General features: G+C 73.1%; 19 protein-coding genes. 3 read left to right on the top strand and 16 right to left on the bottom strand.

From position 1 onward, the window contains the following. Positions 1-126 precede the first annotated feature (126 nt). From ACZ7OO_RS12725 to ACZ7OO_RS12715, 3 genes are all read right to left on the bottom strand, one after another. Positions 127-933, bottom strand: a complete 807-nt coding sequence (locus ACZ7OO_RS12725) for an AfsR/SARP family transcriptional regulator (protein WP_471504224.1) — start codon at positions 931-933, stop codon at positions 127-129. Positions 934-1,082: 149 nt separating this feature from the next. Beyond that, entirely contained in the window at positions 1,083-2,249 is a 1,167-nt protein-coding gene (locus ACZ7OO_RS12720) for an IS701 family transposase (RefSeq protein WP_471504222.1), read from the bottom strand. A gap of 281 nt (positions 2,250-2,530) precedes the next feature. Then, entirely contained in the window at positions 2,531-3,142 is a 612-nt protein-coding gene (locus ACZ7OO_RS12715; RefSeq protein WP_471504221.1) for a TetR family transcriptional regulator, read from the bottom strand. A 203-nt stretch (positions 3,143-3,345) separates the two neighbouring features. Here ACZ7OO_RS12715 and ACZ7OO_RS12710 point away from each other — a divergent pair, with 203 nt between their 5' ends. Continuing rightward, entirely contained in the window at positions 3,346-4,095 is a 750-nt protein-coding gene (locus ACZ7OO_RS12710) for an SDR family NAD(P)-dependent oxidoreductase (RefSeq protein ID WP_471504219.1), read from the top strand. Between the two features lie 310 nt (positions 4,096-4,405). On the opposite strand, the gene ACZ7OO_RS12705 is transcribed toward ACZ7OO_RS12710, so the two are convergent. Both ACZ7OO_RS12705 and ACZ7OO_RS12700 read right to left on the bottom strand, forming a co-directional pair. Further along, positions 4,406-5,131 carry an HAD family hydrolase gene (locus ACZ7OO_RS12705; protein ID WP_471504218.1) on the bottom strand — a complete coding sequence of 242 codons (726 nt, stop codon included), beginning with the start codon at positions 5,129-5,131 and terminating at the stop codon, positions 4,406-4,408. Beyond that, the gene (locus ACZ7OO_RS12700; RefSeq protein ID WP_471504216.1) at positions 5,128-5,814 is read right to left on the bottom strand and encodes a ScbR family autoregulator-binding transcription factor; all 687 of its coding nucleotides are present in this window, start codon (positions 5,812-5,814) and stop codon (positions 5,128-5,130) included. Before ACZ7OO_RS12700 ends, ACZ7OO_RS12705 begins: the two co-directional genes overlap by 4 nt. 115 nt (positions 5,815-5,929) lie before the next feature. Between ACZ7OO_RS12700 and ACZ7OO_RS12695 the strand changes: the two genes are divergently transcribed. Continuing rightward, complete coding sequence (locus ACZ7OO_RS12695; protein ID WP_471504214.1) at positions 5,930-6,859, top strand: ScbA/BarX family gamma-butyrolactone biosynthesis protein; 930 nt, start codon at positions 5,930-5,932, stop codon at positions 6,857-6,859. Here ACZ7OO_RS12695 and ACZ7OO_RS12690 read toward each other — a convergent pair. The 11 genes from ACZ7OO_RS12690 to ACZ7OO_RS12640 all read right to left on the bottom strand — a co-directional run bounded on the left by ACZ7OO_RS12690 (position 6,819) and on the right by ACZ7OO_RS12640 (position 19,231). Continuing rightward, positions 6,819-7,580, bottom strand: a complete 762-nt coding sequence (locus tag ACZ7OO_RS12690) for an HAD family hydrolase (RefSeq protein WP_471504212.1) — start codon at positions 7,578-7,580, stop codon at positions 6,819-6,821. The two genes, ACZ7OO_RS12695 and ACZ7OO_RS12690, sit on opposite strands and share 41 nt — an antisense overlap. A 101-nt stretch (positions 7,581-7,681) precedes the next feature. Beyond that, positions 7,682-9,400 carry a 3-hydroxyacyl-CoA dehydrogenase family protein gene (locus ACZ7OO_RS12685; protein WP_471504210.1) on the bottom strand — a complete coding sequence of 573 codons (1,719 nt, stop codon included), beginning with the start codon at positions 9,398-9,400 and terminating at the stop codon, positions 7,682-7,684. A 35-nt stretch (positions 9,401-9,435) separates the two neighbouring features. Further along, positions 9,436-10,401: an aldo/keto reductase gene (locus ACZ7OO_RS12680; protein WP_471504208.1), complete on the bottom strand. Its 966-nt coding sequence runs from the start codon at positions 10,399-10,401 to the stop codon at positions 9,436-9,438. Between the two features lie 71 nt (positions 10,402-10,472). Beyond that, entirely contained in the window at positions 10,473-11,708 is a 1,236-nt protein-coding gene (locus ACZ7OO_RS12675) for a beta-ketoacyl-[acyl-carrier-protein] synthase family protein (protein ID WP_471504268.1), read from the bottom strand. Positions 11,709-11,713: 5 nt separating this feature from the next. After that, the gene (locus ACZ7OO_RS12670; protein ID WP_471504206.1) at positions 11,714-11,977 is read right to left on the bottom strand and encodes an acyl carrier protein; all 264 of its coding nucleotides are present in this window, start codon (positions 11,975-11,977) and stop codon (positions 11,714-11,716) included. A gap of 88 nt (positions 11,978-12,065) precedes the next feature. Then, positions 12,066-13,085 carry a beta-ketoacyl-ACP synthase III gene (locus ACZ7OO_RS12665; protein ID WP_471504204.1) on the bottom strand — a complete coding sequence of 340 codons (1,020 nt, stop codon included), beginning with the start codon at positions 13,083-13,085 and terminating at the stop codon, positions 12,066-12,068. Next, on the bottom strand, positions 13,082-15,085 hold the full coding sequence (locus ACZ7OO_RS12660; RefSeq protein WP_471504202.1) for an FAD-dependent monooxygenase: 2,004 nt from the start codon (positions 15,083-15,085) through the stop codon (positions 13,082-13,084). Before ACZ7OO_RS12660 ends, ACZ7OO_RS12665 begins: the two co-directional genes overlap by 4 nt. Before the next feature lie 127 nt (positions 15,086-15,212). Then, complete coding sequence (locus tag ACZ7OO_RS12655) at positions 15,213-16,253, bottom strand: 3-oxoacyl-ACP synthase (protein ID WP_471504200.1); 1,041 nt, start codon at positions 16,251-16,253, stop codon at positions 15,213-15,215. Then, positions 16,250-17,299, bottom strand: a complete 1,050-nt coding sequence (locus ACZ7OO_RS12650; protein ID WP_471504198.1) for an AfsA-related hotdog domain-containing protein — start codon at positions 17,297-17,299, stop codon at positions 16,250-16,252. The genes ACZ7OO_RS12655 and ACZ7OO_RS12650 overlap by 4 nt, the downstream gene beginning before the upstream one ends. 169 nt (positions 17,300-17,468) lie before the next feature. Further along, the gene (locus tag ACZ7OO_RS12645; protein ID WP_471504196.1) at positions 17,469-17,690 is read right to left on the bottom strand and encodes an acyl-CoA carboxylase subunit epsilon; all 222 of its coding nucleotides are present in this window, start codon (positions 17,688-17,690) and stop codon (positions 17,469-17,471) included. Next, positions 17,687-19,231 (bottom strand): acyl-CoA carboxylase subunit beta, encoded by a 1,545-nt coding sequence (locus tag ACZ7OO_RS12640; protein ID WP_471504266.1) that lies wholly within the window; start codon positions 19,229-19,231, stop codon positions 17,687-17,689. The genes ACZ7OO_RS12645 and ACZ7OO_RS12640 overlap by 4 nt, the downstream gene beginning before the upstream one ends. A gap of 301 nt (positions 19,232-19,532) precedes the next feature. Between ACZ7OO_RS12640 and ACZ7OO_RS12635 the strand changes: the two genes are divergently transcribed. Then, complete coding sequence (locus ACZ7OO_RS12635) at positions 19,533-20,480, top strand: ACP S-malonyltransferase (RefSeq protein WP_471504195.1); 948 nt, start codon at positions 19,533-19,535, stop codon at positions 20,478-20,480. Positions 20,481-20,617 lie beyond the last annotated feature (137 nt).

Below are 20,617 nucleotides of genomic sequence, written 5' to 3'. Positions count from 1 at the left end.
ATCTGGCGGCGCGCGCATCAGGCGGAGGCACGACGCCACCATTTCCGAAGGCGGCTAAGGCTCCAGATGATCCAGATCTAGCCCTGTAGTACTAGGGGCTGTTGGGGGCCCAGGGGTGGTGGGGCGTCACTGCAGGGCGCCCACGCCCGCGGCCGCGAGGTAGCGCTGGTCGGGGCTGTCCTGGAGCATCACGCGGTGGAGGGTCGTGGTCGCGGGTGACGGGGGGATGCCGAGGTCGTCGGTCATACGGCGGTGCAGGGACTGGTAGACCTCCAGCGCCGTGGCGCGGCGGCCCGAGGCGTAGAGCGCCCGCATGAGCTGGCTGTGCAGGTTCTCGTGGTACGGGTGCTCGTCGACCAGCGCTACGGCCTCCCCGACCGCCTCCTGGAAGCGCCGGCACAGCATCAGCGCGTCGATCCGTACCTCGCAGGCCGCGAGGTGCGCCTCGTTCAGCACCCGGGCCTGCACGGTGAGCCGGCTGCCGTGCCGGACGTTGCCGAAGGGCGCCCCGCGCCACACGGCCAGCGCCGCGCCGAGCACCTCGGCGGCAGCGTGCGCCTCGCCCTTCTCCAGCAGGCCCCGGGCTTCCAGGACCAGCCGGTCGAAGCGGGGCCGGTCCCATTCGTCGGGCCGCAGCCGCAGCACATAGCCGTTGCCGTCGGTGACCAGCCGGTGGTCGGCGATGTCACGGACGCTGGTGCCGGTGCCGGAGGCCAGCGCCTTGCGTATCGCACCGATGTACGTCTGCAGGGCGGTGGTGGCGGTGCGGGGCGGCTCGCCGTCCCACACCTCGCTCAGCAGCGCCGGCACGGACACCCGGTGGTTGGCCTTTGCCATGAGCAGGGCGAGCACCTGCCGCTGCTTGGGCGCGCTGGGGGTGATGTCACGCCCCTGCTCGCGGATGTCGATCGGTCCAAGGACACGGAACTCCACAGCCCCTCCTCAAGGGTGGCACCGCACGGCGCGGCGCGCGGTGTACGGGCGAACGGATCGGCAGGAGCCCTGCGTCGCTGCGGGGTTCCCGTGGTGCTGTGCAGGTGAATGGGGTGCCGGCCGGCGCTCGCCGGCCGGCCTGACGGGGGTCAGCCGCCGCCCGGGGCCAGGCACGCCTCGTGCCCGAGCCTGCGGTGCGCCGAGGCGATGGAGACCAGCGTGGCGTGGCGGTGCCAGCCGGGGTAGGACCGGCCCGCGAAGTCGTGCAGGCCCAGCTCGGCCTCCGTGGCTCCGACCGGTGAGGCCGTGGCGGAGCCGATGACCGCGAGGGCGCGGGCGCGCCACGCCGGAGGCAGGTTGGTCAACCAGATCCGGTCGGGCCGTGGGCCTGCGGTGGTCCAGACGCCGACCAGCAGGGCCGGCCGGGACTGAGCCGTCAGCAGCACCCGCACGGTGCCGAGCCGGGGCCGCCCGGGGGCGAGGGAGGTGGCGGCGGCCGGGCGGGCGTGCCGCCGCAGCAGGTCGCCCGCCGTCCGCGCCGGCGGCACATGGCCCGCGTTCCACGGCCCGGCCGTGGGTTCCGGGGCCGCGTGGAGTGCCCCCGCATCGACCGGGTGGGGGTCGGCGGCCGGGGCGAGCGACAGAGGCAGGGTGTCGGGGACGGCCACGATCCAGTCCAGGCCGCGGGCCCCCAGGCCCTCGATCACGGCCACGGCGTCGATGTGACCTTCGGTGTGGACGACCACCGGCGGCATCCCGGGGGTGATCCGGGCCAGTTGGTCGGCGAGGGCGAGGCACAGCTCGGCCGCGGTGGCGTGGCCGGTGACCTCGGGGATGCGGGCCTGGTGCCGCAGCGCGGCGTCCTCGGTCCAGCGCCGCGGCAGGTACAGCCGCCAGTCCACGGAGAGGTCGCCGAGGTCGCCGGAGAGGAACGCGCCGACCGCGAGCTGGCAGTTGACGGTCCGTCCGAAGGCGGGCACGAAGCGCCGGTGGACGCCGGCGGACAGCTCGCCCCGCTTGGGAATGACCACGGGGGAGAGCGTCCAGGCGTGCGCGGCGGTGTGCTCGGCGACCCAGCGGGCGAGTTCGGCGCGGACCGGGCGCCATTGCCAGGCGCTGTCGTTGACGAACTGCTGGAGGGACTGGGGCGCCGTCGGGGACGGCGTCACCGAGGCCGCTATACGCCGCAGCGACTTCTTGCCCTGGGTGGTCAGCAGTCCTTTCAAGTAGACGCCGGCCCACCGCCGTTGGTCGGCCCGCGGCAGCTGGGCGAAGAGCCGCTGGGCCGGCGGGACGTGCTCTGTGGCCGGATGCATGGACGGACTCCTCTCCCCCGGTCAGCCGCAAATATACAGAACATTCTCTATGTTTCCAGCCCGGACTCCGGGGCGACGGCGGCGAGGAAGATCGGGCGACGGCGCACACAAGGGCTCCCAACTGCGGCGGGAGGGGCGCGGCGGGCGGCGGAGCGGGGGCGGAAAATTCCGTACGGGGCAGGAAGCGCGCCGAGCGGCGCGATACGGCCGGTGTGCGGAACGGCGCGTTCAGTGAGGGCGGTTGGGCCGGGACGAGACGTTCCGCCGGGCCCGGGGAACCGTCAGCCCTCGTCCGGACCGGCGCCGGCCGAGGGAGTGAGAAGGGTGCCCAGCGCCTTCAGAGCCTGGGCCAGACTCTCCTCGGGGCCCTCGCCGGTGATGGTGCGCAGTGCGTCCGGGGCGGTTGCGGCGGCTTCGACGCCCAGCAGGACATGGGAGAGAAGGGAGGCGGCCGCCAGCGGGGTCAGCCCGCCGCCCAGGCGCTCCTCGCGCCAGGCCCGCTCCAGCGCCTGGCGCAGGCCGGGGGCCCAGGAGTCGTACCAGCCGTGGTCGGCGGCGTGTCCCTCGCGGGTGAGCCGGGCGGCCGCGCGGATGCTCTGGGTGGTGCGCAGGGCGTCGGCCAGCGTCAGCACCTCGTCGAGCACGCCCTGCAGCCCCGGCGTGGAGGCGGTACCGAGGATCACCTCGCGGGTGGCTGTCGTGCCGGCCTCCTGGACGGCGTCCGCCAGGGCCGACTTGCTGGAGAAGTGGAAGGTCAGCGCGCCCATGGTGACACCGGCCGAGGTGACGATCCGGTGCAGGGAGGTGCCGTCGTAGCCGTGCTCGGCGAATTCCGCGGCCGCGGCCCTGACGATCCGCTGCCGGGTCTGCTCAGCCCTCTCCTGCCTCGCCACCTGTGCTCGCACCTCCTCCCGCTCCCGTGCGCCGCGGCCGGCCCGCGACGGCACCACCATAGGTCAAGGAATTCCCAAGAGATCCGGAAAACGAGCAGCTCGGAACGTTCTTGGCAGGTTGGCCGGTAAGGACTGCCCAATCCGGCTGACGGCCTGCCCGGGCGCCTGTTTGACTGGCCGTCATGATCGAACGAGCGTGCGCAATGAGCGACCGGGTAGTCATGATCACCGGAGCTTCCTCGGGCATCGGCGCGGCGGCGGCACGGCTCTTCGCCGAACACGGCGCGGCCGTCGTGCTCACGGCCCGCCGCGAGGAGCAACTCGCCTCGGTGGCCAAGGAGATCGAGGCCGAGGGTGGCCGGGCGGCGTATGTCCCCGGGGACATACGCCGGGGCGAGGACGTCGCCCGGGTCGTGGACACCGCGGTGGAGCGCTTCGGCCGTCTGGACGCCGCCTTCAACAACGCCGGCCACGCCACGCTCGGCACCGATCTGCACGAGATGTCCGACGACGACTACGACACCGTCATGGACGTCAACGTCCGGGGCGTGTGGAACTGCATGCGCCACCAGATCCGCGCCATGCTCGCCGCCGGTGGCGGCACGATCGTCAACACCGCGAGCGTGGCCGGCCTCATCGCCACGGGCGTGGGCGCGCCCTATGTGGCCGCCAAGCACGCCGTGATCGGCCTGACCAAGGCCGCGGCGGCCTCGTACGGGGACCGGGGCATCCGGGTCAACGCCCTTGCCGTGGGCAGCACGCTCACCGAGATGATGGAGTCGGTCGTCGAGCAGATGCCCGGCGTGGAACAGTCGTTCTTCGCGCGTGCCGTCCAGAAGCGGTTCGCCGCCCCGGTCGAGGTGGCACAGGCGGCGCTGTGGCTGAGCACCGGCGCGTCCTCCTTCGTAACCGGCGCGACCATCCCGGTCGACGGGGGCACACTGGCCGTCTGAGCTGCCGTACGCCCACCCGGGCACGCCGACGGACCCTCGACGCGCCCCGGCGGGCCGGCCACGCACGCCAACGGGCCACCCGGGCTTACCGGCGGGCCGTCCGAGCAGCCAACGGACCATCCGCGCATGCCGGCGGACCGTCCGCGCACGCCGGCGGGCCACCCGGGCTTACCGGGCGGGCCGTCCGAGCAGCCAACGGCCTATAGCCAACGGACCATCCGCGCATGCCGGCGGACCATCCGCGCAAGCCGGAGGACCCGTCCGCGGCCCGCTTCAGCGAGGCGCTCGGGCGGGTCGGGGTGGGCAGGTTCTAACGGGTGGTGGGTGTCAGCTCTCCGGCCATCGCGGGCCACAGCGTGGCGGCTGTCGTTTCCTCGTCCACCGTGCGCAGCAGCGCGTCGTCGATCTCGTCCAGCTTGTTCACGAGATGGCGTGTCCCGGCCTGTCGCATCAGCTCGGCCTGGTGGCTGTGCTCGAACCGGCTGGGGCGGCCGATGAACGGTGCCCCGAGGGCCCTCGCCGCCTCGGCGACCCGGGCCACGTCGTCGATGAAGAGCACCTGGCCGTGCTCCAGCCCGAAGTGCGCGGTGATCTCCCGCAGTCCGGGGCGCACGTCGTTGGTGCAGATGTAGCGGGGAGGGGTGAACAGCCCGGCGTAGGCCCCGAGGTGCTCGTCGAAGTGGGACTTGTCCAGGCCGCCGTAGCAGACCAGGCCGAGCCCGGCGGCGCGCAGCCGCCGCAGCAGCGCCCCGGCTCCCTCGTCGACCTCCACGGGGTGGTCGACGAGGTAGGCGGCGCGCTCCTCGAAGTAGGCGGCCAGGGCCTCCTCGCCGGTCAGTGCCTGCGGTACCGCCGCCGCCATGGCGCGGCCGGCGTCGGCCTGCCGCTGCGAGAAGACACTGCGCTCGACGTCGGCCGAGTAGGTGCCGCCGCGGCGGGTGACGAACCGGTGGATGAGCGGGCTGAAGGTGTCGCTCAGCAGGACGCCGTCGATGTTGACGGCGGCCAGTCTCAGCTTGTTCAGTCGGTCGGTCATGATCGGGTTTCCTCCCCCTGGTCGGGCGCGCTCACGGACGTCCACAGGGACAGAGCGCGCTCCTCGCTGTTCTCGATGACGTCGAGAGCCGAGTCGGTGGCGATGCCGGGCAGCAGCAGGCGCCACATGTTCGCCGTGCGGCGGGGCAGGTCGGTACGCCTGGAGACGACCTGCGCGTACTCCTGCATGCCGGTGCACGCGCCGACGATGAACTCGGCCAGCTCGTCGATGCGTACGTGCTCGCGCAACTCGCCGTGGGCGCGCGCCACTTCCAGACAGTCGGCGAAGCTGCGGGCCCAGACCGTGTACGGCGTGGCGTCCTGCAGGCCGAAGGCGGCCTGCTCGCCGGTGAGCCGGACGCCGGCGCGCAGCATCGGGTCGGCCTGGAGCGAGTGCGACCAGATGAGGGTGATGTCCACCAGGCGCTGCAGGCCGGTCGTGGGCACATGCGGCTCGATGGTGCCGCGCTGGGCGTTCATCACCTCCATCGCGAGGTTCTGCTTGTCCTTGAAGTGGAAGTACAGCGCCCCCGCGGTCACGTCCGCACGCTGCAGGATCTTGTTGATCGCGGCGCCTGCGTAGCCGTACTCGTCGAAGACCTCCGCGGCCGCCTTCAGGAGCTGTTCTCGGGTGTGAATCGCGCGCTCCTGCTTGGGCGCGCGATTCGTGTTCGCTCGTGCCATGGCTGCATCCCGGTCTCGACAAGAAAAAGAACGTCCTCTATGTTACTGGCTGTGGCGCGCCTCCGCCACTACGGGGAGGCAGCGCATGTCGACGCGGGAAATCAGGGGGATTCCAATGAACGACATGGTGACGGCTGCTGTTTCGAGACCGGTCCGGGTCGCGAAGGACCTCGTCCACAAGCACGACGTCGGCCAGGTACTGCTCTCGGGCCTGAAGCGCCTGGCGGAGGACGAGTTCCTGGTCGCGGCGGACTGGACGGACACCGGCGGCCTCATGGCCTGCGGGGACCGCCGCGAGGACAGCGCCGTACTGCTCACGGAAACGATTCGGCAGGCCTTTCCGCTGCTGTCGCACGCCGGTTACGACGTCCCGTTCGGCCACCGTCTGCTGTGGAGCGAGTACCGCTACACGCTGAACCTCAGGACGCTGTGCGAGGAGGGCATCGGCGGCCGGCCCGATCTGCACGTCCGCTGCCACGACGTGGTCCGCCGCCGCGGCCGGGTCTCGGCCCTGTCCCTGGACATCACCGTGCTGCGCGACGGCGACCAACTGGCGACCGCCCACACCCGGTTCACCATCCAGCCGCCCGCCATCTACGAGCGGCTGCGCGGCTCCCACGGCGACGCCCACCGCATGCTGGAACTGGCCCGCAGCCGCCCGCTGCCGCCGCCGGTCTCGGGCGCCGGCGCGGAGTTCCGGAACGCGGTGCTCTCCCCCACCGACGCGAAGGACCGCTGGCAGCTGCGGATCGACACCCACCACCCGATGTACTTCGACCACCCCAGCGACCACGCCCCGGGCATCCTCCTGCTGGAGGCGGCCAAACAGGCCGTGCGCACCCTGCGGCACCCCCGGGTGGGCGTCGCCGAGGCGATGGAGACCGTCTTCCACCGCTACGTCGAACTCGACTCCCCCTGCTGGGTGGACGCCCAGCAGCTGCCGGACGACCAACTCGGCCGAGCACGCTTCCTGGTGACCATGCATCAGGACGGTCAGCTGTGCTTCACCGCGCTGGTGTCGGTCGCCAAGGAGCCGGTCGGCTGATGTTCCCGGCCCGGCCCACCCCCGGCAGCGTGTCTCCGCCCACCCGGGCGACATGGGCGCCGAGCACCATGTCGTCGCCGACGGCGACGGGGCGGCCCACGGAGCGCAGGAGGTCGAGGTCGGAGGCGTGATCGGCGTAGGCGGCGGCGCGTGACGGGGACACCGCGCGCCGCCGCATCAGCGTGCGTGCCAGCCGGCCCTTCTCGACGCCGATGACCGGGTGTTCCACCAGACCCGTGCAGTGACCGCCCACGTACTGCGGCTCGCTGCACAGGATCTCGTCGGCGCCGAGCAGGTCCGCGACCGGCTCCAGACACGGCCGGAACGAGCCCGACACCAGCACGATCAGCGCGCCCTGCGCCCGGTGCCGGTGCAGGGCGGACACCACCGGCGGGTGCAGCAGCGTGCCGCCCGCGAGCTCCGCGTCGAACCAGGCGCGGCCGTGCGCCATCAGCTCCTCGCGCGGACGGTCCGCATAGAGGCGGTAGTACTCGCGGTTGGTGACCAGCCGTGAGACACCCGCCGCCGACCTGCGCCGCAGCGTGCCCGCCGCCTCCTCGTAGGCGGACGGCGGCAAACCGCGCTCGCGGTAGTGGAACTCCAGGAAGCGGAACATGCTCTTCACGGTGATCAGCGTCTCGTCGACGTCGAAGAAGGCGATCTCGACAGGGGCGTTCGGTGCGCCGGGGACAGCGGACATCGCGCCGGGAACAGCGGACATGGGGTACGGCCTTCCGTGCGGGTGACATGGGAGCGGACGGTCGGGACCGGGCGGCGCCCTTCCCCCCTCGGCGAGAGTGGGACGGCCGCCGCCCGGCGGGATCAGACAGCCGCGGGGAGCTGCGCGGCGGCACGGGAGGACAGATAGGTGCGGGTGCCCTTGCCGGGCGTCTTGCGGCCCAGGTGCCCCGCGGCCACCAGCTGCTTCAGCAGCGGGGCCGGCTGCGGTGTCCGGCAGCGCGGGTCGGCGTGCAGACGGCGCTGCACCTCCAGGGCCACATCGGCGCCGACCATGTCGAGCAGCCGTACCGGACCGAGCGGCTGGCCGCCCACGGCCCGCGCGGTCGCATCCAGCGCCGCGGTGGTCGCCTCGTCCGCGTCAAGCAGTTGGAGAGCCTGGTTCAGATACGGGAAGAGCAGCGCATTGACGATGAACCCGGCCCGGTCGCCGCACCGCACGGTCTGCTTGCCGAGCCGTTCGGCCACCGCGCGGGCACGGGCCAGACTGTGCTCGCTTGTGCCCTTCGCCGGGACCAGCTCCACCAGCCGCATCATCGGAGCCGGGTTGAAGAAGTGCAGGCCCAGCACGTCCGCGGGGCGGCCCGCGGGCTCGGTGCACGCGGCGACCGGCAGGCTGGAGGTGGACGTGGCCAGCAGGGTGCGCGGCGCGCAGACCGCACCCAACTCGGCGAAGAGCCGCCGCTTGACCTCCAGGTCCTCCACCACGGCCTCGACGACGATGTCCGCCCCGCCCAGCACCGAGCGGTCCGCGGTCGCCGTGCAGCCGGTCCCGCCGCCCTCCCCGTCCGCGCCGGTGCGCCGCAGTGCGAACTCCACGCGCTCCGCGGCCGCTTGCGCCGCTTCCTCGGTCCGGGCCAGCAGCGTGGTGTCGAAGCCGCCGCGCGCGAAGGACTCCGCGATCCCGGTGGCCATGGTCCCTGAGCCCACGACCACCACCCGGCGGCCGGGCGGGGCGGTCGGCTCCGCCGGGCGGCGCGGCCCCGCGCCCCGGTCGTAGCAGTGGAAGCCGCGGCCCGTCTTGCGGCCGAGGGTGCCCCGGGCGATCAGTTCGTCGAGCACCGGCGCCGGCGCCGCGTGCCCGTCGGCCGTCTCGGCGAGGCGGGAGAGCAGGTCGCGTGCCGTGTCCAGGCCGATCGCGTCCAGCACGGCCAGCGGACCCTCCTGCCAGCCGCAGCCGAGCCGCACCGCGGTGTCGACGTCGGCCGCGGTGGCGTACCCGTCGTGGACCATCCACGCGGCCCGGTTCAGCAGGCCGAGCAGGAGACCGGGGGCGAGCGAGCCGGGCCGGTCCACGACCTGGTGCACGGTGATCCCGGCCGCCGTCAGGATCCGGTCCACCCGCTCGGCCGCGGCGTCGCCGGCGCCGGGAGCGCGGGCGACCTCCGCGGCGTCCAGGCCGTCCGCGCGCAGGAAGCGCAGCGCGAACAGGTCCGGGCCCGCGGCCTCCTCGAGGTCGGCGAGGGGCGTGGTCAGCGCGGTGGTGAGCACCGGGGTGCCGGGCCTCAGACACCGGCGCACCTTGGCCAGCACCAGCCGCTTCAGCGCCGCCGGTTCCGGTACGGCCTCGATGACCAGGTCGGCGTCGGTGACCCCCGCCGGGAAGCGGGTCACCGTGCGGGGGCGCTCGGGCGGGCTCAGCTCCCAGGCGCGGACCAGGGCCGCCGGATCGTCGTCGACGCCGACGACGGTGAGCCCCGCACCGGCCAGCCGGCGCACCAGGGTCAGTCCGGTGCCGCCCAGACCGACGACGGCCACGGTGTACGGGGACGGCACGGGGGTGCCGTCTGGATGATCGGGCATGGTGTGCTCCTGCTTGTCGAGGGGAGGGCGTGCGGTCAGTAGCGGCTGCCGGTGGGGGCGGGGGCGGTGTCCAGGTCCCGTAGGTCCTGTGCGGTCAGGCGCAGGGCGGCCGCGGCCAGGTTGTCCGTCAGATAGCGGGGCTGCTTGGTGCCGGGGACGGGCACGACATGGCCGCCCTGGGCGAGGGTCCAGGCCAGGGCGACCTGGGCGGCGGTGGCGCCGTGCCGGGCGGCGACCTTCTCCACCGTGTGCGTGATGCGCAGGTTGGCGCCGAACGCCGTACCCGTGAAACGGGGGTTGGTGGCCCGGAAGTCGCCGGCCTCGAAGTCGTCGGGCCGGGTGTAGCGGCCGGTGAGGAAACCCCGGCCCAGCGGCGCGAACGGCACGAACGCGGCACCGTGCGCGGCGCACCAACCGGAGATCCCGGTGTCGGGGTCGAGAGGTTCCCGGGTCCACAGGGACAGTTCGGACTGCACCGCCGCCACCGGATGCACACGGTGGGCGGCGTCGGCCTGCTCCCGGGTCACCTCCGACAGCCCGAGGTGGCGCACCTTGCCCGCGCCGACCAGTTCGGACAGCGCGCCCCAGGACTCCTCCAGCGGTACGGCGGGGTCGACGCGGTGCAGGTAGTACAGGTCGATGACGTCGACGCCGAGCCGCCGCAGGGAGGCGTCGGCCGAGCGCCGGATGTGCTCGGGCGAACCGTCCCGGCTCAGGGTGCGGGTGGCGAGGTCGTCCACGACGATGCCGGTCTTGGTCGCGACCACGGCGTCGCCACGGCGGCCGGCGACGGCGCGGCCGACGAGGGTCTCGTTGTGGCCCTCGCCGTAGGCGTCGGCCGTGTCCAGCAGGACCGGCCCGGCGTCCAGGGCCTGCCGGATCACCGCGACCGAGACCGTGTCGTCGCGCTGGGACTCGGCATAGCCCCAGCTCATTCCCATGCACCCGAGGCCGATGGGGTGGACGTCGAGTCCGGTCGGGCCGAGGCTACGCGTGGTCACGTGAACTTCCTTTCTGCAGGAGGGGGATCGGAGGGGACGGAGAGGGCCGGGGTGCGTACACCCCGGCCCCGTCAGGCCGCGGCGGTGAGGACCAGGGCGGCGTTGTGCCCCCCGAACCCGAGGGACGTGCTCGCGGCGACGCTCATCCGCCCGTGCCGCGCCGAGCCGGTGACGACGTCGATGTCGACGTCGATCGCCGGGTCCAGCGACGCCACGTTGGCGGTGGGCGGCACGGCGCCGTGGTACAGCGCCAGCGCGGTGTACGCCGCCTCGACGGCACCCGCAGCGGCGAGGGTGTGGCCGGTGACGCCCTTGGTGGAGGTGACCGCCGCGCGGTCGCCGAGCACCGAGTGCAGGGCACGGGCCTCCGTGAGGTCGTTCATCGGGGTGGAGGTGCCATGCGCGTTGACGTGCTCCACTTCGTCGGGGAGCACTCCGGCGTCGTCAAGGGCGGCCCGCAGCGCCCGTGCCAGGCCCTCACCCTGCGGATGCGGGGCGGTGGCGTGGTGCGCGTCGGACGTGGCGCTGAAGCCGGCGATGTCCGCATAGCGCCGGGCGCCCCGGGCGGTGGCGTCCGCGCACCGTTCGAGTACGAGGATCGCCGCGCCCTCGCCGGCGACGAAGCCGTCCCGGTCCGCCGCGAACGGGCGGGACGCCGCGGCCGGTTCGTCCGTACGGCCCGACAGGGCGCCCATCCGGGACAGCCCGTTGAGCGTGCCGGGGCTGATCGCCGACTCGGTCCCGCCGGCCAGCACCACGTCGCACAGCCCCGACAGCAGCCATTCGCGGGCCGTGCCGATCGCGGACGCCCCCGACGCGCACGCGGTCGCCGTGACCAGGCTGGGGCCGTGGATACGCAGGTCCATCGCGACGTATCCGGCGACCATGTTGACCATGCTCATGGGGATCATCAGCGCCGACACGTCCTCGGGGGTGCCCTCGGAGTACGTGCGCAGCTGCTTCTCCAGGGTGGCCGCGCCGCCCAGGGAGTTGCCGATGACCACACCCACCCGGGTGCAGTCCCAGGATCCGGTGTCCAGGCCGGAGTCGGCGACCGCCTGCCGGGCACCGACCACGGCGAGCTGGGTGAAGCGGTCCAGCTTCCAGGCGGTGCGCCGGCCCAGCTCGGCCGTGGGATCGAAGCCGGGGACCCGGCAGGAGATGTCGACCCTCTCGCCCTTGAGTTCGGGGTCGGTGGCCGCGGCGGAGACGCCGGACAGCACACGTCGCCAGTTCTCCTCCACCCCTATGCCCGCCGGGGTGACCAGGCCCATGCCGGTGATCGCGACTCCGCGACCCCGGGCCACGCCGCTCACGCCTGATCCGCCTTCGCGCGGATCACGGCGACGGCCTCGTCCAGGGTGAAGGAGGACTTCAGCTCGCCCTCCTGCAGCACGATGTCCATCTCCTTGCGCAGTATCAGGCTCAGCTCCACGAGGATCAGGGAGTCGATCTCCAGCTCGTCGAAGGTGGCGCCGGAGAGCAGCTCCGCCTCGTCGAGGCCGAACTTCTCACTGATCAGGGCGGAGACGCGGTGCTTGAGGGACTCCTGGGTCCGGATGACGGGAGTGCTCATGATGGTTTCCTCTCGATTGTTCGTTCTCGGTGATCTCGGTGGTTGGTCCGGGTGGTTCCGGTTGGTTGTCCGGGTGGTTGCGGTGAGGTCAGTCGGTTTCCAGGGCCGGCCAGACGAGCGCGGCCGAGCCCCAGGTGAGGCCGCCGCCGAAGCCGGTGAGGAGCACCCGGTGGCCGGGCTGCAGCCCGCCGTCGGCGGCGGCGTCGCGCAGGGCGAGCGGGATCGAGGCGGCCACGGTGTTGCCGACCCGGTCCAGGTTGGCCACGATCTGCTTGTCCTCGAGGCCGAGTTGCTCACCCACGGCGTTGAGGATGCGGATGTTGGCCTGGTGCGCCACGACCTTGTCCACCTCGGCGGGAGTCCAGCCGACCCGGTCGAGGAGGGTCTGCGAGGAACGGCTCATGTTCAGCACGGCCTGGGTGAACACGGGGCGGCCGTCCATGGTGAAGAAGTGTTCCCCGGTGTCCGGGGGTCCGGGCGTGGAGCGCTGCCGGGAGCCTCCGGCGCGCACGGTGATCAGGTCGGCGCCCGAGCCGTCGCTGCCCAGGTCGAAGCCGAGCAGCGCGCCCGGCTCCCCCGCCTCGCCCGCCCGCAGGACCACGGCTCCGGCCCCGTCGCCGAAGATCGCCCGGGTGGTGCGGTCGGCCGGGTCGAGGATGGTGGAGAAGGTGTCCGCCCCGATCACCAGGGCCCGTTCGGCGACCCCCGCGGTGATCATGGAGGCCGCGGTGGCCAGCGCGTACACGAACCCGGTGCACACGGCGGACACGTCGAAGGCGGGCACCGTCCCGAGCCCGAGCCGGTGGGCGACGTCCGGCGCGGTGGCCGGGCACGGCCGGTCGGGCGTACTGGTGGCCAGCACCACCAGGTCCACACCGGCTGCGGTGTCCCCGCCGGTCCGGCGGGCCGAGTCGAGGGCGTCCTGCCCGGCCGCCACCGCGAGGTCGGAGGTGGCTTCGCCCGGGGCGACGACATGACGCCGGCCGATCCCGGTACGGGTACGGATCCACCGATCGGAGGTGTCGAGCTGCTCCGCCAGCTCCTCGTTGGAGACGGCCGTCGCCGGCAGCGCACCACCCAGACCGCACAGGACCGCGACGCGGCTCACGAGGCCAACTCCTCGACCTCGGGACCGGCCCCACGGGCGGAGGGCACTACCAGGGCCGTCAGCTGGGCGGCCGCGGTGACCGGAACATCCGGGGTGACCGAACCGGCCGGAGTGACCGAACCCGCCGGAGTGACCGAGGCGGCCGGGGCATCCGGGACCGCCAAGGCCCTCGCCACAGCCGGAACATCCGGGGTGACCGAACCCGCCGGAGTGACCGTGGCGGACGGACCCGCCGGGGCATCCGGGACCGCCAAGCCCCTCGCCACAGCCGGGGCACCCGGGGTGCCCGGACCGGCCGGGTGGACCGGCGCGGACGGACCCGCCGGGGCATCCGGGACCACCGAGGCCCTCGCCGCGGTCGGGGCGTCCGGTGTGCCCTCGGCACCCGGTGCACCCGCGGCCGTCGGCGCGGAGTTGCCGTTCGCCCGGAAGCTGCTTCCCGCCCTGCGCAGTGCTGTACGGACGGCCGTCGGCTCAGGGTCGACGATCGCCGCCACATGGCCGTCGGGGCGGAGCACGAGAGCCTTCGGGGTGGTGCCGAGCAGGGGGGTGAAACCCGGCCAGGCAGAGATGTCCCGTACCGGTACACCGTCGGGGACGGCCGTCGAGAGGGACTGGCGGGCGGCCACCCAGGTGGCGTCCTGGCGTTCGCCGGCCCAGAGCAGCAGCGTCATCCGCGCCGGGTCGATCGAGGGCCAGCGTTCGGCGCCCGGCTGGGGGGCGTCGTGTGCGGCGAACACCGGCAGCCGGTCGCCGACGCGGATCCTGCGGGTCAGCCCCGGCAGCGTGTCGCGCAGGGACTCGGCCGGCCGGTAGCTGACGTCGTGCTGCGCCATCAGTGGGGCCCCGAACCGCTGGAGTACCCCGGTCCGGTGGGCCAGCCGTACGGTGGCGTCGCGCAGGGCCAGCTCGTGGCGCCGCTTGAACAGCCCCCAGCTGGTCTGCTTGGCGGTGGTCAGCACGATGCGCTCGGCGGCCAGGTGACGGTCGCTGTCGTAGGTGTCGAGGATGCCCGGTTCGAAGGCGCCCTTGACCACGCCGGCCAGCTTCCAGGCGAGGTTGACCGCGTCCTGGATGCCGGTGTTCATCCCCTGCGCGCCGGCCGCACTGAACACATGGGCGGCGTCGCCCGCGAGGAAGACCCGGCCCGCGCGCATGGTCTCGGCAACCCGGCGCCGCGCGCGGAAGATGGTGGACCAGTCGAGCTCGCCGACGATGCCGGGCCGCGGGGAACGCTCGTCGAGGAACCGCTGGAACAGCTCCGGCGGCGGCCCCTGCTCCTCGCGCCAGTCCGGCACGCTGATGGCGAGCCGGTACTTGCCGCCGCCGAAGGGGGCGATGCCCAGGGCGCCGGAGCGGGAGTAGCAGTACACCAGCGCGTGCTGGTCCAGGTCACCGGCCGCGGGACCGTCGCCGATGGCGAAGAGCACATCGTTGCCGGTGCCCAGCAGCTCGATCCCGGCGAAGCGGCGCACCGCGCTGTGCGCGCCGTCCGCGCCGACCACCCAGTCCGCCTCGATCCGCTCGGCGCGCCCGTCGGCCCGGCGCACCTCGGCGACCGGCCGGGGCCCCGAGGTGTCGAGCCCGGTGAGGGAGCCGAACTCGATCTCGCCGCCGTACGCGGCCAGCCGGGTGCGGATCACCTCTTCGGTGGTGTCCTGCGGGACGACCACGCCGAAGGGGTACGGGGTGTCGGCGAGCCGGCTCATCTCGATGGCGCCGAGGTGCCGCTTGTCGGAGTAGTACTGCACCGAGTCCAGCCGGTTGCCCAGCTCGATCAGCGGCTCGGAGGCGCCGATACGGCCGAGGAGTTCCAGGCTGCGCGGCCAGACGACGCTGGCCCGGGAGTGCTGGACGGGGCCGGCGGCCGAGTGGTCGATCAGCCGGACCGCGACACCCTGCGCGAGCAGTTCGGTGGCGAGTACGAGTCCCACGGGGCCGGCGCCCACGACGAGGACGGGACGCCGCGCACCGGGGCCCTCGCGCTGAGGGAACGTCATGACAGTCCTTTCATCGAGATTCGAGTAAGCGAAGAAGAAGCGAGGGGGAAGCGAAGGGGGAAGCGAAGGGAGGAGCGAGGGGGAAAGCGACCAGAGGGCACAGGGGACGGCGGGCGGGCCCGCGGGGTCAGGTCCGTCGCACCACGACCGCGCTCCAGGTGAACCCGGCGCCCGCGCTCAGCACCGCGGCGTACCCGCCGCGTTCGAGGCGGTGCGGGCCGGTGTCCGCGGCCAGGGCGGCCAGGTTGGACAGCAGGTCGCCGGCGCCGAGGTGGCCGGTGTTCTCGCCCAGGTCGGCCACAGGCGCGTCGGTGACCTCGGCGACCGCGGGGCCGTACACGTCCCGTGCGGTGGCCCCGCCGAGCCGCGGCAGCAGTACGGCGGTCAGCCGCCGATCCCCGGTGCCGATGCCGGCCTCGGCCAGCGCGGCGGCCAGCACGGCCGTGGTCTCCCGGCGCAGCCGGTCCAGGAACCGCGCCTTGCCGTGCTCGCCGAGGAACGCCTTCTTGGTCCTGCGGGCGTCCACGGCCGCGCCGCGGGTGTGCGGTGCCGGGTGGAAGGCGCCGGTGTCACGGTGTGCGCTCTCCAGCTCGGGCGCGGCCCGGGTGTGCAGGGCGCACAGGGCGAGCGCGTCCGCCGGGACGCCGGCGGGTCCGGCGCCGACGACGGCCGCGGTGGCGCCGTCGCCGTACCAGACGCCGTAGTCACCGCTCCAACGGTCGAAGCCCGGCGGTGCGAAACGGTCGGCGGTGGTCACCAGGACCGGGCCGTCGCCGGGCCGCGCGGCGAGCTGGTGCACCGCCGTGCGCAGGGCCGCCGCCGCGCCGTTGCACATCTGCTGGACGCCGGCCGGGATCGCGTCCAGGGCGCCGGTCCGGGCGGCCACATAGTGCGCGGGCGACCAGAAGTCGTGGCCCTGGTAGTACGTCCAGGCGTGCAGGACGGCGGTGAGGTCCCCGGCGGGGACACCGGCCCGGGACAGGGCGTGCCGGGCAGCACGCACCGCCATCTCGGGGGCGGACAGGTCGGGGGAGACGGGCAGTTGCCCGTAGCCCATCGCGTCCGCCTCCTCGGCGGTCACCCGGCCGGCGGCCAGCGCGTCCACCGTCTTCTCGGCGGTCGGCGGCAGCCACTCGGCGGGCGCGAGCCATATGCCGTCGGGGGTCATACGCACTCCTCGCCGTCGAGCAGCGGGACGCCCGTCGACGCGGTGGTGGTGTGCATCTGCCCGGAGGCGATGATGTCGCCGTCCTGCTCGAAGTCGATGTGGAAGGTCCTGAGGTCCGGCAGCATCAGGCTGAGGTTGTCCTCGTGCGCGTACGGCTCGGTCTTGCGGATGTGCACCGTCGTGGGGGCGTCGAGCTCGGCGTAGCGGGTGAAGGAGAACTCGAAGCCGGCGACCGTGCTGCGGCTGACCGACGCGCCCCACAGGTCGGACACGCCGAGCAGGCACAGCTGGCGGGCGGCCTCCATGAGCACCATGCCGGGCACGTGGTCCTGGCCGTGGTCGAACATGCTGCGGTTCTCCAGCGGGACCCGTACGGCCGCGGAGGCGTTGTCGCTGCCCACGGTGGCGGAGCTGAGGACCACGTTCGCCGGGTCGCTGCGGCCGACCAGGTGCGGGGCGACGTACGCGGTCTGGCGCGGCAGGTCCTGGAACGGCACCAGCGGCCGGCCGCGGCCCCGCAGCCGGACCGCGTCGTAGACCTCGGCGGGGATGTAGCCGACGTCCATGCGAACGAAGCCGAGGCAGCGCTGGGCGAGTTTCATGTCGATGCCGAAGGACAGCCGGCGCACGTCGCCGGGGGTGCCGCGGCGGTTGGTCGTGCGGACCGAGATGCGCAGCTCGCCGGGCCGCTCCTGCTGCGGGAGGGTGAGCAGCCCCGGCAGCTCCATCGACCAGTTCCGCAGCAGGAACTTGCTGCTGCGCGAGACCCCGGCGTACTCGTGGCCGCCGTAGGTCTCGGCCTGCCGGCAGCACTCGAGGAGCAGCATCGGGTCCGGGGTGCCGAGCCGGGAGGTGTGCTCGGTGTAGTAGGCGTGCAGCGGGGGCAGTTGGGCGGCGGCGAGATATTCCTCCTCGCCGGTCTTGCGGGCGTCGGTGAGAAACACCTCGGAGAGCGCCCAGCGGTGCAACAGAGAACGGTCCACGGTGCGCATGAATTCGAGGTTCGCGGCACCCGGAAGGCAGGTCTTCTTTTCGGCAGGCGTCATTTTCTTCGTCCTCCTGATGAGGCGCGAGTCGGAGTCAATTCCCTTTTCTCTCGCGTGATTTCATTGTCGAGGCAGGTCGCACATCGCTCACTAAAAGCGAACTCAAAGGGCTCAGAGGGCTCAGAGGGCTCAGAGGGCCCAGAGGGCGGGCGGGCCCGGCAGCCGCCTCCTAGCCAACCCAGGCGAGCGGGCTGCGGTAGCCGTTGCCGGCCCGGTCCCAGGTCGCGCGGGGCGCGCAGGGCTCGGCGGTGTCGTCGGTGGCCTCGGCGCGCGCCCGCAGGGCGGTCAGCACGGCGACCAGTGCGGCCAGTTCGTCCGGGCTCGGCTCGCCGCGCACCACGCGGAAGGCGGCCTCGCGCAGCACGTCGGCCGGGGTCGGTGCGGCCCTCACAGCGGGGTGATCCCGTGCTTGCGCTGCGGCAGCGCCCGGTGCTTGGTGCGCAGCATGGCCAGCGAGCGGGCCAGCACCGCGCGGGTCTCCCCCGGTTCGACGACGTCGTCGACCAGGCCGCGTTCGGCCGCGTAGTAGGGATGCATCAGCTCGGCCTTGTACTCCTGGACCATCCGCGCGCGCATCCCCGCGGGGTCGTCGGCGTCGGCGATCTGCCGGCGGAAGACGACGTTGGCAGCCCCCTCGGCGCCCATCACCGCCACCTCGTTGGTGGGCCAGGCGAAGGACAGGTCGGCGCCGACCGAGCGGGAGTCCATGACGATGTAGGCGCCGCCGTAGGCCTTGCGCAGGATCAGCTGGATGCGGGGGACGGTGGCGTTGCAGTACGCGTACAGCAGCTTCGCGCCGTGCCGGATGATCCCGTTGTGCTCCTGGTCCACGCCGGGCAGGAAGCCGGGCACGTCCAGCATGGTGACCAGCGGAATGTTGAAGGCGTCGCACAGGGAGACGAACCGGGCGGCCTTCTCGCTGGCCTTGATGTCCAGCACTCCGGCGCTGGCGATGGGCTGGTTGGCGATGATGCCCACCACGTGCCCGTCGATCCGGGACAGGGCGCACACGACGTTGACCGCCCAGGTGGGGTGCGTCTCGAAGTACTCGCCGTCATCGACGATCTCCTCGATGACCTCCCGCACGTCGTAGCCGCGCGAGGGGTCGGCCGGGACGAGGTCGGTGAGCCGGTCGGTGCGCCGGTCCGCCGGATCGTCACAGGGCAGCACGGGCGGGGCCTGCCGGTTGTTGGACGGCAGATACGACAGCAGGTGGCGCACGTCCTGAAGACAGGTCGCCTCGTCGTCGTACGCGAACGCGGCCACCCCGGACACCGAGGCGTGCACGTCGGCGCCGCCCAGCTCGTCCATGCTCACCTGCTCGCCGGTGACCGCCCGCACGACGTCCGGGCCGGTGATGAACATCTGGGACACGCCCCGGACCATGAACGTGAAGTCGGTCAGCGCCGGCGAGTAGGCCGCGCCTCCCGCGCACGGGCCGAGGATCACGCTGATCTGCGGGATGACGCCCGAGGCACGGGCGTTGCGGCTGAAGATGCCGCCGTATCCGGCGAGCGCGGTCACTCCTTCCTGGATGCGCGCACCCGCGCCGTCGCAGAGGCTCACCACCGGGGCGCCGGACGCCTCCGCGAGGTCCATCAGCTTGTGGATCTTCGCCGCGTGGGACTCGCCGAGCGCGCCGCCGAAGATACGGAAGTCGTGCGCGTAGACGAAGACCTGACGGCCGTCGACGGCGCCCCAGCCGGTGACGACACCATCGGTGTGCGGCCTGCGGCGCTCCAGTCCGAAGCCGGTCGCGCGGTGCCGGCGCAGTGCCTCCAGCTCGGTGAACGACCCCTCGTCCAGCAGGAGTTCGATGCGCTCGCCGGCGGTGAGCTTGCCTCTCGCGTGCTGCGCCTCGGTCGCCCGCTGTCCGGGGCCGGCGTGCACCTCGGCACGCAGCCGCCGCAACTCCTCCACGCGCACATGCATGCCGTCGGGACGCTCGGGCTCCGACTCGGCAGGCGGCGGCACCGGGCTTTGTGCCACGGGCTTTTCGACCACGGTGGTCATGCCTTGTCCTCCCATCCGGACGCCCTCTGGACCGAGGCCGCCCGAAAGAAGGGTCGGGGGTCACGGACAATGTCTGACTCAAGCCGTGACACAGCCGCCGGTTCCTTTTACGGGCCTTGAGCGAAAGGCGGCCGGGGTGTGAGGCAAACGCGGTCCGGAACTTGAGCGGCCCCCTCGGACGATGGTCCCGACCGTCGTCGGAATATCGAGAGGGCAGATCATGGTCACGCACGTTCACGGGTCCACCGCCGAGCCGCGGTACGCCGTCCTGTTCCCCGGTCAGGGGGTGCAGCGCCCCGGTATGGGTGAGCCGTGGCGGGGGACGCCGTCCTGGGAGCTGGTCGACACCGTCTCCCGGGCCGCCGGCTTCGATGTCGCCGAGCTGCTGCTGACGGCGGACCAGGAGACCCTGTCCCGTACCGACCACGCCCAGATCTCGGTGTTCACCGCGTCCCTGCTGGCCTGGTCGGAGTTCCGCCGGCACGATCCGTCCGCGGATGTGGTGGCGGTCGCCGGGCACAGCCTCGGCGAGTACGCGGCGCTGGTGGCCGCCGGGGTGCTGTCGCCGGCCGACGGCGCCTGGCTGGTGGGCGAGCGGGGCCGGGCCATGGCCGAGGCGGCCCGGCAGCGGCCCGGAGCGATGGCCGCCGTGATGGGCGGCGGCCCGGAGCAGGTCACGGCCCTGGTGGAGGAGGCTCGCCGGGAGGGGGCCGAGCTGTGGGTGGCCAACCACAACAGCCCCCAGCAGACGGTGATCGCGGGCAGTCGTACTGCCGTGGCGGCCACCGCGGCCCGTGCGGCCGGGGCCGGCCTGCGCTTCAGCGTCCTGCCGGTCACCGCCGCCTGCCACAGCCCTTACATGGAGCCGGCGGGCGCGGCCCTGCGCCGGGCCCTGGAACTGACGGGCTTCGCGACCGGGACGGTCCCCGTGGTGGCCAACGTGGACGCCCGCGCCCACCGCGGCGGCGGCCACTGGCGCGACCTGTGCGCCCGTCAGCTGGTCAGCCCGGTCCGCTGGGCGGACACCCTGCATGTCCTCCACGAGGAGCTGGACTCCACCGCGTTCCTGGACATCGGCCCCGGCGCCACCCTCGCCGGCCTGGCGAGGCGCACCCTGCCGGAGATCCCGACCCACCGCTTCAAGGTCCGGGCCCCGCAGACGGTCTGACCTTTCATCAACCTCCGCTGTCGACGAACTCCTATCCGATACACGAGTGGACCTGCTCAAGCTCCACCTGGCGACGGACCACCACTGACACGCTCCACGCTGTGCCTCCAGGGCAACAGGGCAACCCCCAGGCCGCG

Source organism: Streptomyces sp. NPDC111744 (assembly GCF_055634995.1).
The sequence above is the reverse complement of the archived record's forward strand: the minus strand, read 5'-3'. Positions and strand labels throughout refer to the sequence as shown.

What these genes read in the sequence shown, in the direction of transcription:
- ACZ7OO_RS12720 (WP_471504222.1), bottom strand. Translation starts at nt 2,249, where the DNA reads ATGCATCCGGCCACAGAGCACGTCCCGCCGGCCCAGCGGCTCTTCGCC.
- ACZ7OO_RS12640 (WP_471504266.1), bottom strand. Translation starts at nt 19,231, where the DNA reads ATGCATGTGCGCGTGGAGGAGTTGCGGCGGCTGCGTGCCGAGGTGCAC.
- ACZ7OO_RS12660 (WP_471504202.1), bottom strand. Translation starts at nt 15,085, where the DNA reads ATGACGTTCCCTCAGCGCGAGGGCCCCGGTGCGCGGCGTCCCGTCCTC.
- ACZ7OO_RS12700 (WP_471504216.1), bottom strand. Translation starts at nt 5,814, where the DNA reads ATGGCACGAGCGAACACGAATCGCGCGCCCAAGCAGGAGCGCGCGATT.
- ACZ7OO_RS12650 (WP_471504198.1), bottom strand. Translation starts at nt 17,299, where the DNA reads ATGACGCCTGCCGAAAAGAAGACCTGCCTTCCGGGTGCCGCGAACCTC.
- ACZ7OO_RS12635 (WP_471504195.1), top strand. Translation starts at nt 19,533, where the DNA reads ATGGTCACGCACGTTCACGGGTCCACCGCCGAGCCGCGGTACGCCGTC.
- ACZ7OO_RS12690 (WP_471504212.1), bottom strand. Translation starts at nt 7,580, where the DNA reads ATGTCCGCTGTTCCCGGCGCGATGTCCGCTGTCCCCGGCGCACCGAAC.
- ACZ7OO_RS12685 (WP_471504210.1), bottom strand. Translation starts at nt 9,400, where the DNA reads ATGCCCGATCATCCAGACGGCACCCCCGTGCCGTCCCCGTACACCGTG.
- ACZ7OO_RS12705 (WP_471504218.1), bottom strand. Translation starts at nt 5,131, where the DNA reads ATGACCGACCGACTGAACAAGCTGAGACTGGCCGCCGTCAACATCGAC.
- ACZ7OO_RS12695 (WP_471504214.1), top strand. Translation starts at nt 5,930, where the DNA reads ATGAACGACATGGTGACGGCTGCTGTTTCGAGACCGGTCCGGGTCGCG.
- ACZ7OO_RS12710 (WP_471504219.1), top strand. Translation starts at nt 3,346, where the DNA reads ATGAGCGACCGGGTAGTCATGATCACCGGAGCTTCCTCGGGCATCGGC.
- ACZ7OO_RS12655 (WP_471504200.1), bottom strand. Translation starts at nt 16,253, where the DNA reads ATGACCCCCGACGGCATATGGCTCGCGCCCGCCGAGTGGCTGCCGCCG.
- ACZ7OO_RS12670 (WP_471504206.1), bottom strand. Translation starts at nt 11,977, where the DNA reads ATGAGCACTCCCGTCATCCGGACCCAGGAGTCCCTCAAGCACCGCGTC.